This is a genomic window from Streptomyces sp. SM10, from assembly GCF_002910915.1.
GTDB lineage: Bacteria > Actinomycetota > Actinomycetes > Streptomycetales > Streptomycetaceae > Streptomyces.
Map to the genome: position 1 here is coordinate 15,765 of NZ_NEUF01000159.1, position 12,911 is coordinate 28,675.

Sequence of the window (12,911 nt, forward strand, 5' to 3'; positions counted from 1 at the left end):
CGCGTAACCCAGCGCTCCGCCGCGCACGTCCCTAAGATCTCTTCATGACAGCGACGGACGCGGGTACGGGAACGGGCACCGGGGCGGGTGCGGAGGACGGAGTGCGCTGGGCGCCGGGGGACCCGATCCTCTGGCGCTACCGGGCCAACGGGAGGCCCGGCGACGGCGACGGCGCGGTCCACATCTGCCGGCCGGTCACTGTCGTCCAGGACACCGACGAGCTGCTGGCCGTGTGGATGGCGTCCGGCACCGAGTGCGTGAAACCGGTCCTCGCCGACGGCACCCAGGTGCACGCCGAGCCGCTCGCCACCCGCTACACCCGCCCGCGCACCACGGTGCGCTCACGGTGGTTCGGATCGGGTGTGCTGAAGCTCGCCCGGCCGGGTGAGCCCTGGTCGGTCTGGCTGTTCTGGGACCGGGGCTGGCTCTTCCGCAACTGGTACGTCAACCTCGAGGAGCCCCGCTCACGCTGGGCGGGCGGGATCGATTCGCAGGACCACTTCCTCGACATCTCCGTGCGCCCCGACCACAGCTGGGAGTGGCTCGACGAGGACGAGTTCGCCCAGGCGCAGCGGGTCGGGCTGATGGACGAGGCCACCGCACGGCGGGTGCGCGAGGCCGGGCTGGCGGCGGTCGAGGTGATCCGGCGGTGGGGCACGCCCTTCAGCGACGGCTGGGAGCACTGGCGCCCGGACCCCGGGTGGCAGGTCCCTCCGCTGCCCGATGACTGGGACCGCACCCCCGCCCCCACGCCGTCGTGAGACCCTTGATGCACCCCAGGGGGGCAACCGTAGGATCGCCTTCCACGAACCGCTCCGCCGGACCGATACGCCACAACCGGCGTGACCGGACAGGAGCCTGACCACCAGTCACCGCACACGTCGCATGCGTCACACGGCTTACGGAGCCGGTGGACGTGCGGTCGCATGAACCACTTGAGGGGGTGGAGACATGCTCGCTGTCCGCTGCCCGGCCACCGGGAGACCCCGGCCGGGCCCCCGGGACGGCCGCACGGTTTCGGCCCCTTTTCCGAGGGCACCCGGTGACAGCCGTTGTTCTCACCGCTCTTGCAGGGGCAGAGTGACGCAACGCCCCGAGGTGACTGCGCCCGCCTCATACAACCGGCCCGGACGGACGGAATCCCACGCGTGACGGAGCATCCCACCTCCCACGAAGGCCGGCAGCCCCTCGCTGCCCGGCCGCAGGAACGCGCCCGGCCCCGGCAGCAGGAGGCCCCGCCAGGTGCCGCTGCCACCGCAGCGATCCCAGGCCCCTCCCCCGTGCCGGGCACGGCGAAGGGGACGGTCCCGGGCGCCGTACCGAGTCCGGCGCCCGGTGCGGAGGCGGCCCCGGCCGTCGCCGACACCCAGACGGTCAGCCGCCGCGAGGGGGACCGCCTGCGGTTCGTCGGCGCGGCGACCCGCCGGATCGCCCGGGGCATAGACCTGGACGAGATCGTGCTGGGCCTGTGCCGGGCGAGCGTGCCCACCTTCTCCGACGCCATACTCGTCTACCTCCGCGACCCGCTCCCGGTGGGCGACGAGCGGCCGGTCAACCCCTTCGTGCTGCGGCTGCGGCGTACCGACAGGCTGCGACTGGCGGACGAGGAGAACGAGAGCGGGCCGGAGGGCGAGCGGCTGCGGCTGCCCGTCACCGACCCGCAGGCAGGCCTTCTGCCCGCCGCCGACCTGTGCGAGATCCGGGCCGGCGGCGCACTCGCCGAGGTGCTCCGCGGGGTGCGTCCCGTCTTCGGTGACTCCGCCGCGGCCCGTGTCGCCCTTCCCGAGCTGCTGGGGGCGGGCCGGACGGTGCCGACGGGGCACCGCGCGATCCTGGCACCGCTGCGCGGGCGGCGCCGGGTGATCGGCGCGGCCGTCTTCCTGCGCGGCACCGACCGCCCGCCGTTCGAGGCCAACGACCTGCTGGTCGCGGCGCAGCTGGCCACGCACACCGCGCTCGGCATCGACAAGGCCGTGCTCTACGGGCGCGAGGCGTACATCGCCGACGAGCTCCAGCGCACGATGCTGCCCGACTCGCTGCCCCAGCCCACGGGCGTGCGCCTGGCCTCGCGCTACCTGCCGGCCGCGGAGACCGCACGGGTGGGCGGCGACTGGTACGACGCGATCCCGCTGCCCGGCAGCAGGGTCGCGCTGGTCGTCGGCGACGTGATGGGCCACTCCATGACGTCCGCGGCGATCATGGGCCAGCTGCGCACCACCGCGCAGACCCTGGCCGGGCTCGACCTCCCCCCGCAGGAGGTCCTGCACCACCTGGACGAGCAGGCGCAGCGCCTCGGCAGCGACCGGATGGCGACCTGCCTGTACGCGGTGTACGACCCGGTCGCCCACCGCATCACCATCGCCAACGCGGGTCACCCGCCGCCCGTGCTGCTCCACCTGGGCGGCCGGGCCGAGGTGCTCCGGGTGCCGCCGGGCGCGCCGATCGGGGTCGGCGGGGTCGACTTCGAGGCCGTCGAGCTGGACGCGCCCGCCGGGGCCACGCTCCTGCTGTACACGGACGGCCTGGTGGAGTCCCGGATGCGGGACGTCTGGACGGGCATCGAGATCCTCCGCGAGCGGCTGGCCGCCACGGCGCAGCTGACCGGGCCGGACCATTCGCCGCCGCTGGAAGCGCTCTGCGACGACGTGCTGGACATGCTCGGGCCCGGCGACCGGGACGACGACATCGCCCTGCTGGCCGCCCGCTTCGACGGAATCGCTCCGAGCGACGTCGCGTACTGGTTCCTGGAACCGGAGGACGCGGCTCCCGGCCGGGCCCGCAGACTGGCCCGCAGGGCGCTGAGCCGGTGGGGTCTGGACGACCTGGCGGACGAGGTGGAGCTGCTGGTCAGCGAGGTGGTGACCAATGCGGTGCGCTACGCGGAGCGGCCGGTGACCCTGCGGCTGCTGCGCACGGACATCCTGCGCTGCGAGGTGGGCGACGACTCCCCGCAGCTGCCCAGGCAGCGGCGCGCCCGGGAGACGGACGAGGGCGGACGCGGACTGTTCCTGGTCAACCGGCTGGCCAGGCGGTGGGGAGCGACCCGGCTCTCCACGGGCAAGGTGGTCTGGTTCGAAATGACCACCTCCTAGGCATTCACCCCCGGCACGCCGGTGCGCGAGGTGATGGACGACGAGGCGCGCGAGCGGCTCGTCTCCGACATCTCCGGCCATCTGCTGGACGGCGTGAGCGGGCCGGTCCTGGAGCGTGCGCTGCGGTACTGGCGGAACGTGGACGCGGACCTCGGCGACCGCGTCGCCAAGAAGCTCGACGGCGGCTGACGCCGGACAGACAGGAGGGGCGGGTGCCGGCCGGCACCCGCCCCTCACGCGTCGCTACTGACCGAACAGGTCCCCTGCGCCAGGCCGCTCGCCCGGCGGCTGGTCACCGTCGTCGGGGTCCTTGGTCGTGCTGGGCGTCCCGCTCGGCGTCGTCGAGGGCGTCTCGCTCGGCGTCTCCACCGGCGGCGACTCCTCGCCGGGCGACTCGCTCGGCGACTCGGAGGGCTTCTCGGGCTCCTCGGACGGCGTCTCGGACGGTTCCTCGGTCTCGGAGGGGGTGGCCGAGGGGGTCTCGGTCACGGCCGTCTCGCCGCGCTCCACGCCCTGGAGGTCGAAGGTGGCGTCCGAGCCGCCGCCGAGCGCGCCGAGGGTGTAGTCCGCCCAGATCTTCGCGGGGAACCCGCCGCCGTTGGCCCGGCCGGAGCTGGCCGTGCCGGTGAGGCTGACCTGGCCGCCGCCCTCCTTGGGCGACTCGCCGTACAGGGCCACCGCGGTGGCGAGCTCCGGGGTGTAGCCGGTGAAGAGGGCCGCCTTGTTGTTCTCCGAGGTGCCCGTCTTGCCCGCCGCGTCGTAGGCGGAGGTGTTGGCCTCGTAACCCGAGCCGGAGTCGACGACACCGGTCATCGCCTTCGTCACGGTGTCGGCGGAGGCCCTGCTGATCACCTGGCCGCCGATGCCGTCGACGGGCTCCATCGTGCGGTCGCGGTGCTCGGCGGACTTGACGATGGTCGGGGTGACCTTCTTGCCGTGGTTGTCGAGGGTGGCGTAGACCCCGGCCATGTCCCACGTGGAGGCGTTCATGGTGCCGAGCGTGATCGCGGGGCGCTCGGGGAAGTTCTCGTCCGGCACGCCCAGGTCGAGCGCCGTCTTCTTCACGGCGCCCGGCCCCACGTCGACGACCATCTGCGCGAATGCGGAGTTGATCGACTTGTCCATCGCCGTCTGGACGGTCGGGTTGTCGTAGCTGCGGTCGTCCTCGTTCTGCGGGGCGAACGGGGTGTCGCTGCCGACGACCGGGCGCCTGCTGGTGCCGTCGTAGACCGTGTTCAGGCCGATCAGGTCCCCGTCCTGGGTCGTCGACTCGTTCTCGAGGGCGGAGGCCAGCACCAGCGGCTTGAAGGTGGAGGCGGGCTGGTAGTCGCGGCGGGTGGCGTTGGAGATGTAGTGCTCGGTGGCACCGACACCGCCGTACAGCGCGACGACCTTGCCGGTCTTCGGGTCCACCGAGGTGGCACCCGCCTGGACCGTGGCGTCGACCTTGTTCTTCTCCCGGTCGAGGTGGTCCTCCAGCTGCCGGTTCACCGACTTCTCGAGCTGCTTCTGCTTCTTCTTGTCGATGTTGAGCGTGATCGTCCAGCCGCCGGCCTCACGCTGCTCCTCGGTGATGCCCTGGCGCTTCATCTCCTGGTTGGCGGCCTCGACGAGATAGCCGGCCTGCCCGTCGAGCCCGGAGGCCGCCTTCGGCGAGTCCGGCACCGGGAAGGTCAGCTTGTCCCGCTCGCCCTTGTCCAGCCAGCCCTCGTCGACCATGTTGTCCAGCGTGTAGGCCCAGCGCTCCTTGACGAGCTTCTTGCCGGTCGGGGAGGCCTGCGCCCAGTCGTACTGGCTGGGAGCCTGGAGCAGGGAGGCCAGGTAGGCACCCTGGGCGGTGTCGAGGTCCTTGGCGTCGACGCCGTAGTACGCCTGCGCCGCCGCCTGGATGCCGCTCGCGCCGCGCCCGTAGTAGACGGTGTTGATGTACCCCGCCAGGATGTCGTCCTTCTCCATGCGCTGGTCGACCTTGAGCGATATCACCAGCTCCTTGAGCTTGCGGGTGACCGTCTGGTCCTGGGTGAGGTAGTAGTTCTTCACGTACTGCTGGGTGATCGTGGAACCACCCTGCTTGCCCTTGCCGGAGAGCGTGTTGAGCACACCGCGCGTGGTGCCCTTGAGGTCGATGCCCTGGTCCCGGTAGAAGGACTTGTTCTCGGCCGCGACGAAGGCGTGCTGGACCTTCTTGGGCACGACGTCCAGGTCGACGATCTCCCGGTTGACCCCGGAGCCGGTGCGGGCGAGCACACTGCCGTCGCTGTACTTGTAGACGTTGCTCTGCTTCTGGGCCTGGGCGTTGGCCTCCGGCACGTCCACGTACACGTAGAGCGCGGCGAAGGCGCCCATCACGAGCAGGCACAGCCCGAAGAAGGTGCCCAGAATCTTGCGCCAGGTGAAGAGCCGGCGTATGCCGCCACCCCTGGCGGCCCGGCGCTCATCCGCTCGACCCATCGCTGTGGTGCTCCTGTTCTCCTGCTCGTACCGCTCCGGTCAGACCTGCCAGCTAACACTGAAAGCCGGGACAAATGGCGGGCGATCCGGTCTTTTCCGGACGTGAGAATCAGCACCCGGCCCTGAAGGAACCGACTCGCGAGGGATGCACAAGGTTGCGAAACACGTTAATGTGAAATCACATTGCTAGCGCGGCACCGAGCCGCACGAGACGGGGGAACCATGTCCGCACCGCACGACCTTCCCGGCACCGACGGACCGCGCGCCGACCTCACACCGGACGCGCCCGAGATGCCCGCTCCGCAGGTCAGGGAGACGACCGCCCACTCCATCCCCGGCGGGCTGGGGCTCCTGCTGACCGTCCTGGGAGTGCTCCTCGGCGTCGCCCTGGCCATCGTCGGCGGCATTCTGAGCTCCGACGGGAGCAAGGCCGCCGGCGTCCCGCTCCTCATCCTCGGGCTGCTCCTCACCCTCACCTCCTTCTTCTGCATGAGCGGTGTGAAGATGGTCGCTCCGGGCGAGGCCCGGGTCATCCAGCTCTTCGGCCGCTACGTCGGGACGATCCGCGCGGACGGCCTGCGCTGGATCAACCCGCTGACCTCCAGCCGCAAGATCTCCACCCGGGTCCGCAACCACGAGACGGCCGTCCTGAAGGTCAACGACGCCTACGGCAACCCCATCGAGCTCGCGGCGATCGTCGTCTGGAAGGTCGAGGACACCGCCCAGGCCCTCTTCGAGGTGGACGACTTCCTGGAGTTCGTCGCCACCCAGACCGAGGCGGCCGTCCGGCACATCGCCATCGAGTACCCGTACGACTCGCACGACGAAGGCGGGCTCTCCCTGCGGGGCAACGCCGAGGAGATCACCGAGAAGCTCGCGGTCGAGCTCACGGCACGGGTGCAGGCCGCCGGCGTCCTGATCATCGAGTCCCGCTTCAGCCACCTCGCGTACGCCCCCGAGATCGCCTCGGCGATGCTCCAGCGGCAGCAGGCGGGGGCGGTCGTCGCGGCCCGCCAGCAGATCGTGGAGGGCGCCGTGGGCATGGTCGAGATGGCGCTGACCCGGATCGCGGAGCAGGACATCGTCGAGCTCGACTCCGAACGCAAGGCCGCCATGGTCAGCAACCTGATGGTGGTGCTGTGCGGCGACCGGTCGGCGCAGCCGGTCCTGAACACGGGCACGCTCTACCAGTGACCGACGACGCGGCACCCCCTCCCGGCGGGCCGGCCCGGCGCGGCCCCGCCCGCAAGCAGATGCTGCTGCGGCTGGACCCGGCGGTGCACGACGCGCTGGCCCGGTGGGCCTCGGACGAGCTGCGCAGCGCGAACGCGCAGATCGAGTTCCTGCTGCGGCGCGCGCTCGGTGAGGCCGGCCGGCTGCCGGGCGGAGCGGGGCCGATCCCCCGCCGGGGGCGACCCCCGAAGGCCCCGGGGGCCGGGCGGCCCGATCCTCCCGGGCCCACGGACTGACCGGAGCGCCCTGACGGGCCGGCCGCAGGTCCGGGCCCGGACCTGCGGCAACAGGCCCGGGCCCGGCCCCGGGGGCGTATACATGCGAGGTATACACCCCGTGTAGAGTGCGGCGCATGTCAATCGGTCACACCCTCCTCGGGCTCCTGGAGTCCGGGCCCCGCCACGGCTACGACCTCAAGCGGGCCTTCGACGAGAAGTTCGGGCACGATCGCCCCCTGCACTACGGCCAGGTCTACGCGACCATGTCCCGCCTCCTGAAGAACGGCCTCGTCGAGGTCGACGGGGTCGAGACGGACGGCGGGCCCGAGCGCAAGCGGTACGCCATCACGGACGCCGGCATCACCGACGTCGCCACCTGGCTCGCCCAGCCCGAGAAGCCCGAGCCCTACCTCCAGTCGACCCTCTACACGAAGGTCGTCCTCGCCCTGCTCACGGGCCGCGACGCCGCCGACCTCCTAGACGCCCAGCGCTCCGAGCACCTGCGTCTGATGCGCATCCTCACGGACCGCAAGCGCAAGGGCGACCTCGCCGACCAGCTGATCTGCGACCACGCCCTCTTCCACCTCGAAGCGGACCTCCGCTGGCTGGAACTGACCGCCGCACGGCTCGGCCGGCTCGCCGAGGTGATCGCCCCGTGATGACCCCCGCAGGCTCCCTCCTCACGGCCCAGGACCTGAACAAGGCCTACGGCTCGACGCCCGCACTCGACGGCGCCTCGTTCTCCGTGCACCCGGGCGAGGTCGTCGCCGTCATGGGCCCGTCCGGATCCGGAAAATCGACCCTGCTGCACTGTCTCGCCGGGATCGTCACCCCCGACTCCGGCACCGTCACCTACGCCGGCCGCGAGCTGTCCGCGATGTCCGACGCCGGGCGCAGCGCGCTGCGCCGCAGCGATTTCGGCTTCGTCTTCCAGTTCGGCCAGCTCGTCCCCGAGCTGACCTGCGTCGAGAACGTCGCCCTGCCGCTCCGTCTCGACGGGGTCCGGCGCAGGGCGGCCGAACGCACCGCCCTGGAGTGGATGGAGCGCCTGGAGGTCGAGGACGTGGCCGCCCAGCGGCCCGGCGAGGTCTCCGGCGGCCAGGGCCAGCGCGTCGCCGTCGCCCGCGCCCTGGTCGCCTCCCCCAAGGTCGTCTTCGCCGACGAGCCGACCGGTGCGCTCGACTCCCTCAACGGCGAGCGGGTCATGGAACTCCTGACCGAGTCCGCCCGGACGGCCGGCACGGCCGTCGTGCTCGTGACGCACGAGGCGCGTGTGGCCGCGTACTCGGACCGCGAGGTCGTCGTCCGCGACGGCCGCTGCCGTGATCTGGAGTACGCCGTATGACCTGGTTGCGCGATCTCGGCCTCGGCATACGCTTCGCCGCGGTGGGCGGCCGCGAGGGCTGGGCGCGGACCGCGCTCACCGCCGTCGGGGTGGGCCTCGGCGTGGCGCTCCTGCTGATCGCCTCCTCCGTCCCCCATCTGCTGGCGGAGCGCGCCCATCGCGACGTCGCCCGCGAGGAGAGCGCGGCTTCCTACGAGGGCAAGGCCGCGAGGTCCGACACCACCGTGCTGCGGATCAACGCGGAGACCGAGTACAGGGGCCAGGTCGTCGGCGGCTTCCTGATGCGTCCTGAGGGCGCGCACCCGGTGACCCCGCCCGGCGTCCGGGCGCTCCCCGGCCCCGGCGAGATGACGGCCTCCCCGGCGCTGAAAGAGCTGCTGGCCTCGCCCGAGGGCAGCCTCCTGCGGGAGCGCTTCCCGTACCGGATCACCGCGACGATCGGCGAGGCGGGCCTGCTCTCCCCCGGGGAGCTGTACTTCTACGCCGGCAGCGACACCCTGACCCCGGCCGCCGGCGGCCATCGGGTCGCCGGTTACGGGGACAGGGTCAAGGACGAGCCGCTCCCGCCCGCCCTCGTCGTCCTGGTCATCCTGGTCTGCGTCGTGCTGCTGGCACCCGTCGCCATCTTCATCGCCACCGCCGTACGGTTCGGCGGCGACCGCCGCGACCGCCGGCTCGCCGCCCTCCGCCTGGTCGGTACGGACATCCGCTCGACCCGCAGGATCGCGGCGGGCGAAGCCCTGTTCGGCTCGGTGCTCGGGCTGCTCGCGGGGGTGGCCTTCTTCCTTGTGGGCCGCAGGTTCAGCGGCTACGTCGAGGTGTGGAACCACAGCGTCTTCCCGTCCGACCTGACACCCGAGCCGTGGATGGCGGTCCTGATCGCCGTCGCGGTGCCGCTCTGCGCCGTCCTGGTCACGCTCGTGGCCATGCGCGCGGTGATCGTCGAGCCGCTGGGCGTCGTACGCGACGCGGGCCGCCGAAGGCGCCGCCTCTGGTGGCGTCTGCTGGTGCCGGCCCTGGGGCTGGCCGTCCTGGGAGTGACCGGCAGGGTGGGCGAGGGCGACTTCGTCGACCCGTACCCCATCGCGGCCGGTGCCGTCCTGGTCCTCCTCGGGCTCGCCCTGCTGATGCCGTGGCTGGTCGAGGCGTGCGTTCGCCCCCTGCGCCGGGGCCCGCTGTCCTGGCAGCTCGCCGTCCGCCGGCTCCAGCTGAACAGCGGCGCGGCCTCCCGAGCGGTCAGCGGGATCGCCGTCGCGGTGGCGGGCGCCGTGGCCCTGCAGATGCTGTTCGCGGCGATGGGCGACGAGTTCACGCACATCACGGGACAGGACCCCTCACGCGCCCAGTTCCACACCTTCTCGGAGAAGGTCACCGGGGACGCCGCCACCCGGACCATCGAGGAGTTCCGGGCCACGAAGGGCGTCGAGGCCGTCATCGGCACGGTCGAGACCTACGTGACGAAGCCCGGGACGTACAAGGAGGACGAGGTCACCCCGACCACCTCGCTCAGCGTCGGCGACTGCGCGACCCTGAAGGAGCTGGCGGAGATCGACTCCTGCGCGGACGGCGACGTCTTCGTCGTCCACCCCAGGGCCGACAAGGACATGAGCGACTGGGTCGACGAGACGGCACGCAAGGGCAAGCCGGTCGAACTCGGCTCCGGCGCCCCGCTGCCGCCGGGCGGGAAGCGGCTGCTCTGGACCCTGCCCGCGGACGCCCGGACGGTCACCGCCGCACCCGACCCGCTCGGCGAGGAGCACTGGGGCATCATGGCGACGGTCGGTGCCGTCGACCCGCGCACGCTGCCGAACGCCCGGACCATCGCGCAGATCAAGGTCGACGACGGCGTCGAGGACGTCGCCGAGTACGTGCGGAACACCGCCGCCAGGATCGACCCGGGCATGCGGGTCTCCGCCCTGACGTCGATGACACGCGACCGCCAGTACGCCAGTGTCCAGACCGGGCTGCGCTTCGGCGCGCTGGTGACCCTGCTGCTGATCGCCGCGTCCATGCTGGTGTCCCAGCTGGAGCAGCTCAGGGAGCGCAGGCGGCTGCTGTCCGTCTTGGTCGCCTTCGGTACCCGGCGCGTGACCCTCGGCTGGTCGGTGCTCTGGCAGACCGCACTCCCGGTGGTCATCAGCCTCCTGGTCGCGGTGGCGGGCGGTGTCGCGCTCGGCGCCACCATGACCTGGATGCTGGCCAAGACGGTCACCCGGTGGTGGGTGTTCCTGCCACTGGCGGGCGCGGGCGGAGCCCTCGTCGTCGCCGTGACCCTCCTCTCGCTGCCCCTGCTGTGGCGCATGATGCGCCCGGACGGCCTGCGGACGGAGTGAGGATCCACGCAGGGGTGAACGCGTCGGCGCTCACCCCTGCGGGTGCACCCGCACCGGCAGAGTCCCCAGCGCACCGCGCAGAGCGCCGGCGAGCTCCTCGAACTCCTCCTGCCGCGCCGAGCCCGTCCGTACGGCCAGCGCCACCCGCCGCGAGGGTGCGGGGTCCGCGAAGTACCCGGTGGACAGCGCCTCGTTGCGCCCGGTCTCCACCGTCACCGCCGTACGGGGCAGCAGGGTCACCCCGAGCCCGCCCGCGACGAGCTGCACCAGGGTGGAGAGCCCGGCAGCGGTCGTCGTCACGGGCGCCCCCTGGGTACGGCCCGCCTCCCGGCAGATGTCCAGCGCCTGGTCGCGCAGGCAGTGGCCCTCGTCGAGCAGCAGGAGCGGCAGGTCGCGCAGGGTCCCGCGGGGCAGGTCGGTGCTCCCCGCGAGCGGGTGCTCCTCCTCCATGACGAGCACGAAGTCCTCGTCGAAGAGCGGCAGCTCCGTGACGCCCGGCACCCCGAGCGGCACGGCGAGCAGCAGGAGATCCAGCCGGCCGGCGGCGAGTCCGTCCAGCAGCGAGGAGGTCTGCTCCTCGTGGACCTGGAGGTCGAGGTCCGGGTAGCGCTCGTGGACGAGCCGGAGCACGGCCGGCAGCAGATAGGGCGCGACCGTGGGGATCACCCCGAGCCGGAGTGTGCCGGTGAACGGGGCGCGCACCGCCTCGGCCTCCTCCATCAGCTCACCCAGCGCCGCCAGCACGGCCCGGCTGCGCACGGCGAGGCGCTCACCCGCGGGCGAGAGCAGCACCTTGCGCGTCGTACGCTCGATGAGCTGGACACCGAGTGCCACCTCCAGCGCGGACACGGCTCCGGAGAGCGCCGGCTGACTCATCCCGATCGCTGCCGCCGCGTCCCGGAAGTGCAGATGTTCCGCCACGGCCGTGAAGGCGCGCAGCTGCGAGAGGCTGGGCTGCTTGACCCTATTGGCCTGATTTGCATACGCCACTGATAGGCACCTCCGATCATCCCAACCGAGTGTAGCTATTTCCGTGATCAATGCACTCTGTGCCAAGGTGAGAGCCGTCCAACCCCCAGGAAGCCCTCAAAAGGGGATTTCCTACGCAGCAAGGAGTGCGCGTGCTCACTGTCGGTGACAAGTTCCCCGAGTTCGACCTGACCGCTTGCGTGTCGCTGGAGAGCGGCAAGGAGTTCGAGCAGATCAACCACAAGACCTACGAAGGTCAGTGGAAGATCGTCTTCGCGTGGCCGAAGGACTTCACCTTCGTGTGCCCCACCGAGATCGCCGCCTTCGGCAAGCTGAACGAGGAGTTCGCCGACCGTGACGCGCAGGTCCTCGGCTTCTCCGGTGACTCCGAGTTCGTGCACCACGCCTGGCGCAAGGACCACCCGGACCTGACCGACCTGCCCTTCCCGATGCTGGCCGACTCGAAGCACGAGCTCATGCGTGACCTCGGCATCGAGGGCGAGGACGGCTTCGCCCAGCGCGCCGTCTTCATCGTCGACCAGAACAACGAGATCCAGTTCACGATGGTCACCGCCGGTTCCGTGGGCCGTAACCCCAAGGAGGTCCTGCGGGTCCTCGACGCCCTGCAGACCGACGAGCTCTGCCCCTGCAACTGGACCAAGGGCGAGAACACCCTCGACCCGGTCGCGCTCCTCTCGGGCGAGTGAGCTGATACGACATGGCACTCGATGAACTGAAGTCCGCCATACCTGACTTCGCCAAGGACCTGAAGCTGAACCTCGGTTCGGTCATCGGCAACAGCGAGCTCCCCCAGCAGCAGCTGTGGGGCACCGTCCTGGCCTGCGCGATCGCCTCGCGCTCGCCGAAGGTGCTGCGCGAGCTGGAGCCGGAGGCCAGGGCCGCCCTCTCCGCCGAGGCGTACACCGCGGCGAAGTCGGCCGCGGCGATCATGGCGATGAACAACGTCTTCTACCGCACCCGGCACCTGCTGTCGGACCCCGAGTACGGCAACCTCCGTGCGGGCCTGCGGATGAACGTCATCGGCAAGCCGGGCGTCGAGAAGGTCGACTTCGAGCTGTGGTCGCTCGCCGTCTCCGCCATCAACGGCTGCGGCCAGTGCCTGGACTCGCACGAGCAGGTGCTCCGCAAGGCCGGCGTGGACCGTGAGACCATCCAGGAAGCCGTCAAGATCGCTTCGGTGATCCAGGCGGTCGGCGTGACCCTCGATGCCGAGGCCGTGCTCGCCGAGTAGCAACGCACAGTACCTTTG

11 protein-coding genes and 1 pseudogene are annotated in these 12,911 nt (G+C 71.5%); 10 read left to right on the forward strand and 2 right to left on the reverse strand.

Annotated features, from left to right (window positions below; genetic code table 11):
• Window positions 1–44: 44 nt before the first annotated feature.
• From B9S57_RS25245 to B9S57_RS25255, 3 genes and pseudogenes are all read left to right on the forward strand, one after another.
• Complete coding sequence (locus B9S57_RS25245) at window positions 45–761, forward strand: DUF402 domain-containing protein (protein WP_103759516.1); 717 nt, start codon at window positions 45–47, stop codon at window positions 759–761.
• A 387-nt stretch (window positions 762–1,148) separates the two neighbouring features.
• A complete protein-coding gene (locus B9S57_RS25250; protein WP_103759517.1) occupies window positions 1,149–3,092 on the forward strand; it encodes an ATP-binding SpoIIE family protein phosphatase in 1,944 nt (647 codons plus the stop codon).
• Between the two features lie 12 nt (window positions 3,093–3,104).
• Window positions 3,105–3,281, forward strand: a pseudogene (locus B9S57_RS25255) (catalase-related domain-containing protein); the annotation flags it as partial.
• A gap of 54 nt (window positions 3,282–3,335) precedes the next feature.
• Here B9S57_RS25255 and B9S57_RS25260 read toward each other — a convergent pair.
• Window positions 3,336–5,543 (reverse strand): transglycosylase domain-containing protein, encoded by a 2,208-nt coding sequence (locus B9S57_RS25260; RefSeq protein WP_103759518.1) that lies wholly within the window; start codon window positions 5,541–5,543, stop codon window positions 3,336–3,338.
• Between the two features lie 222 nt (window positions 5,544–5,765).
• Between B9S57_RS25260 and B9S57_RS25265 the strand changes: the two genes are divergently transcribed.
• The 5 genes from B9S57_RS25265 (at window position 5,766) to B9S57_RS25285 (ending at window position 10,672) form a co-directional block, all read left to right on the forward strand.
• Complete coding sequence (locus tag B9S57_RS25265; protein WP_103759519.1) at window positions 5,766–6,737, forward strand: SPFH domain-containing protein; 972 nt, start codon at window positions 5,766–5,768, stop codon at window positions 6,735–6,737.
• Window positions 6,734–7,012, forward strand: a complete 279-nt coding sequence (locus B9S57_RS25270) for a hypothetical protein (protein WP_103759520.1) — start codon at window positions 6,734–6,736, stop codon at window positions 7,010–7,012. Before B9S57_RS25265 ends, B9S57_RS25270 begins: the two co-directional genes overlap by 4 nt.
• Window positions 7,013–7,128: 116 nt before the next feature.
• Window positions 7,129–7,653, forward strand: a complete 525-nt coding sequence (locus B9S57_RS25275) for a PadR family transcriptional regulator (RefSeq protein WP_103759521.1) — start codon at window positions 7,129–7,131, stop codon at window positions 7,651–7,653.
• A complete protein-coding gene (locus B9S57_RS25280) occupies window positions 7,653–8,339 on the forward strand; it encodes an ABC transporter ATP-binding protein (RefSeq protein WP_103759522.1) in 687 nt (228 codons plus the stop codon). The genes B9S57_RS25275 and B9S57_RS25280 overlap by 1 nt, the downstream gene beginning before the upstream one ends.
• Entirely contained in the window at window positions 8,336–10,672 is a 2,337-nt protein-coding gene (locus B9S57_RS25285) for an ABC transporter permease (RefSeq protein ID WP_103759523.1), read from the forward strand. The genes B9S57_RS25280 and B9S57_RS25285 overlap by 4 nt, the downstream gene beginning before the upstream one ends.
• Window positions 10,673–10,702: 30 nt before the next feature.
• Here the strand turns inward: B9S57_RS25285 and B9S57_RS25290 are convergent, their stop codons facing one another.
• Window positions 10,703–11,662 carry a hydrogen peroxide-inducible genes activator gene (locus tag B9S57_RS25290; protein ID WP_103759524.1) on the reverse strand — a complete coding sequence of 320 codons (960 nt, stop codon included), beginning with the start codon at window positions 11,660–11,662 and terminating at the stop codon, window positions 10,703–10,705.
• Between the two features lie 131 nt (window positions 11,663–11,793).
• Between B9S57_RS25290 and B9S57_RS25295 the strand changes: the two genes are divergently transcribed.
• Together B9S57_RS25295 and B9S57_RS25300 are read left to right on the forward strand one after the other, a co-directional pair.
• Window positions 11,794–12,348, forward strand: a complete 555-nt coding sequence (locus B9S57_RS25295; RefSeq protein ID WP_103759525.1) for a peroxiredoxin — start codon at window positions 11,794–11,796, stop codon at window positions 12,346–12,348.
• An 11-nt stretch (window positions 12,349–12,359) separates the two neighbouring features.
• Window positions 12,360–12,893: an alkyl hydroperoxide reductase gene (locus tag B9S57_RS25300; RefSeq protein ID WP_103759526.1), complete on the forward strand. Its 534-nt coding sequence runs from the start codon at window positions 12,360–12,362 to the stop codon at window positions 12,891–12,893.
• Window positions 12,894–12,911: the final 18 nt, after the last annotated feature.

Excerpts from the sequence above, each read along its gene's own strand:
- B9S57_RS25275 (WP_103759521.1), top strand. The coding sequence starts at position 7,129 with ATGTCAATCGGTCACACCCTCCTCGGGCTCCTGGAGTCCGGGCCCCGC.
- B9S57_RS25285 (WP_103759523.1), top strand. The coding sequence starts at position 8,336 with ATGACCTGGTTGCGCGATCTCGGCCTCGGCATACGCTTCGCCGCGGTG.
- B9S57_RS25300 (WP_103759526.1), top strand. The coding sequence starts at position 12,360 with ATGGCACTCGATGAACTGAAGTCCGCCATACCTGACTTCGCCAAGGAC.
- B9S57_RS25265 (WP_103759519.1), top strand. The coding sequence starts at position 5,766 with ATGTCCGCACCGCACGACCTTCCCGGCACCGACGGACCGCGCGCCGAC.
- B9S57_RS25260 (WP_103759518.1), bottom strand. The coding sequence starts at position 5,543 with ATGGGTCGAGCGGATGAGCGCCGGGCCGCCAGGGGTGGCGGCATACGC.
- B9S57_RS25245 (WP_103759516.1), top strand. The coding sequence starts at position 45 with ATGACAGCGACGGACGCGGGTACGGGAACGGGCACCGGGGCGGGTGCG.
- B9S57_RS25280 (WP_103759522.1), top strand. The coding sequence starts at position 7,653 with ATGACCCCCGCAGGCTCCCTCCTCACGGCCCAGGACCTGAACAAGGCC.